Annotated in this window: 2 protein-coding genes; both read left to right on the forward strand. The window is 67.5% G+C overall.

Annotation, left to right across the window (positions count from 1 at the left end):
- The first annotated feature begins 103 nt into the window (after nt 1-103).
- The gene (locus TVC13_RS17950) at nt 104-1,222 is read left to right on the forward strand and encodes an NAD(P)-dependent alcohol dehydrogenase (protein ID WP_422402487.1); all 1,119 of its coding nucleotides are present in this window, start codon (nt 104-106) and stop codon (nt 1,220-1,222) included.
- Nucleotides 1,223-1,263: 41 nt separating this feature from the next.
- Nucleotides 1,264-2,070 (forward strand): carbon-nitrogen hydrolase family protein, encoded by an 807-nt coding sequence (locus tag TVC13_RS17955; protein WP_422402488.1) that lies wholly within the window; start codon nt 1,264-1,266, stop codon nt 2,068-2,070.
- The last annotated feature ends 243 nt before the right edge of the window (nt 2,071-2,313 follow it).

The following is a 2,313-nucleotide window of genomic DNA, read 5'->3' on the forward strand; positions in this document are numbered from 1 at the left end:
CGCCCCGCGCCGCGCCCCCCCCCCGCCCCCCCCCCCCCCCCCCCCCCCCCGATCCGTCCGCAGACCCTGATGCTCCGGCACCCGGCCGCGTAGCGTGGGCTCTATGACTACCCAGGCGCGCGCCGCGATCCTGCGCGGCATCAATGAACCCTTTGAAATCACCGACGTCGTCCTGGACGACCCCCGTCCGGACGAGGTCCTGGTCCGGGTGCAGGCTGCAGGGGTGTGTGGAACGGACCTGGGCGTCCAGGCCGGGCACATTCCCTTCCCGCTTCCCGGAGTGCTGGGGCACGAGGGCGCCGGAATCGTGGAAGCGGTCGGCTCGGCCGTCACTTCCGTGGTGCCCGGCGACCACGTGCTGCTCAGCTTTACCAGCTGCGGGGAATGCCGGAACTGCCGCAGCGGACACCCGGCCTACTGCACGTATTTCCTGGAGCTTAATCTGGTAGGCGGGCAGCGGATGGACGGCAGTGCCACCATCAGCAAGGACGGGAAGGGAGTGCATGGGCACTTCTTTGCCCAGTCCTCCTTCTCCGACCTGGTGCTCGCGGATGAACGCGGAGTCACGAAGGTGGATCCGGACGCGGACCTCTCCCTGCTGGCACCCCTGGGCTGCGGTGTCCAGACCGGTGCCGGTGCCGTTATGAACGTGCTCCGGCCCGAACCGGGCTCTACACTGGCCGTATTCGGGGCCGGCCCGGTGGGCCTTTCAGCGGTCATGGCCGCCGCGCTGGGCGGGTCCACCCGCATTGTGGTGATGGACCTGGTGGACTCCCGGCTGGAGCTCGCCCGCAAACTCGGGGCCACCGACGTCGTCAATTCCGGCAGCACCGACGCGCTGCAGGCGCTGTTTGAACTGACCGGCGGAGCCGGGGTGACCCACGCGCTGGAGACCACCGGAAGCACCCGGGTGGCGGCAACTGCCGCCGACGCGCTGGCACCGCTGGGCAAGCTCGGACTGATTGGTGCCCCGGCCCCCGGGTCAACCGTGGAACTGGACGTGAACTTTCTGCTCAACGGCCGGCAGGTCATTGGGATCACCGAGGGGGACTCCACTCCGCAGCTGTTCCTGCCCGCGCTGGTGGAACTGATCCAGCAGGGCAGGTTCCCGCTGGAGAAGATGATCACCCGCTACGGGTTCAATGACATCAACAACGCGGCCGCCGACGCGAAATCCGGGCAGGTCCTGAAACCTGTGCTGCACTTCGAGGACCTGCATTAGGCTGGGATCACACCCGGTCCCGATCTGAAGGCGGTTCCTGCATGTTGGTCAGCGTTGGTCAGTTCAGTCCCGGCGGCGACGTCGCAGCCAACCTTGCGGTGATGCGCTCGCTGGCAGAAAAGGCAAAGGCCGAGGGATCTGAACTGATCGTGTTCCCGGAAGAGTCGATGTTCAGCATCGGCAAGGTGGAAGGACCGCTGGCCGCGGCCGTCGACGCCGGATGGAGCTCCTTTGTGCAGCAGCTGTCCCTGGCTGCCGCGGAACTGGGCATCGCCGTCGTTGCCGGCGGGTACGAATCCTCGGGTGAGGAGCGGCCCTACAACACGCTGGTGGCCATCGAAGCCGACGGCCGGATCGCCGGCACGTACCGCAAGCTGCACCTCTACGATGCGTTCAGCTATTCCGAATCCACCCGGATCAAGGCCGGCGACCGGGGCATCCAGGTGGTGGAACTGGGTGGACTGCGGGTTGGTCTGATGACCTGCTACGACCTGCGCTTCCCCGAACTGGCACGGGCGCTCGCCGTGCAGGGCGCGGACCTGATTGCCGTTCCGGCGGCATGGTTCAAGGGCGAGCACAAGATCGACCACTGGGAGACTCTGCTGAAGGCACGGGCCATTGAGAACACGGTCTGGGTCGCGGCGGCTGGAACGTCGAGCGGCCACACGATCGGGCACTCCGCCATCCTGGACCCAATGGGCGTGCCGCAGATTTTCCTCGGCGAGGAAACCGAAGCCGTGGCTACCGCAGATGTTGTCCGGAACCGGATTGAAGAAGTCCGGGAGTATCTTCCGGTCCTGGCCAACCGGCGGTTCGCGCCCGGCGAGGTCGTCGTCGAGACCAGCTAGTTTCGGGGTGCGGTCCGTACGGGGTTTTAGCCGGTGCGGGGCCGGCCGTGCCGCAGGCGCCGGCGCGGGTGCGACGTTGACCATCAGGACGCCGAGCCGCTGAGCGGGCCGCCAGGCGCGGTAGCCTGTTCAGGGTCGCCCCCGGCCGTTTGGCGCCGGTTTGGGTCAATCCGTACGCCTTGGGGCTTTACTGCCGCGGCGCCGCGCCGGAACAGTCGCTTATACACATCTGTCGCTGCCGCC

This window comes from Arthrobacter sp. 3Tela_A (assembly GCF_049311025.1).
Classification (GTDB): Bacteria; Actinomycetota; Actinomycetes; order Actinomycetales; family Micrococcaceae; genus Arthrobacter_B.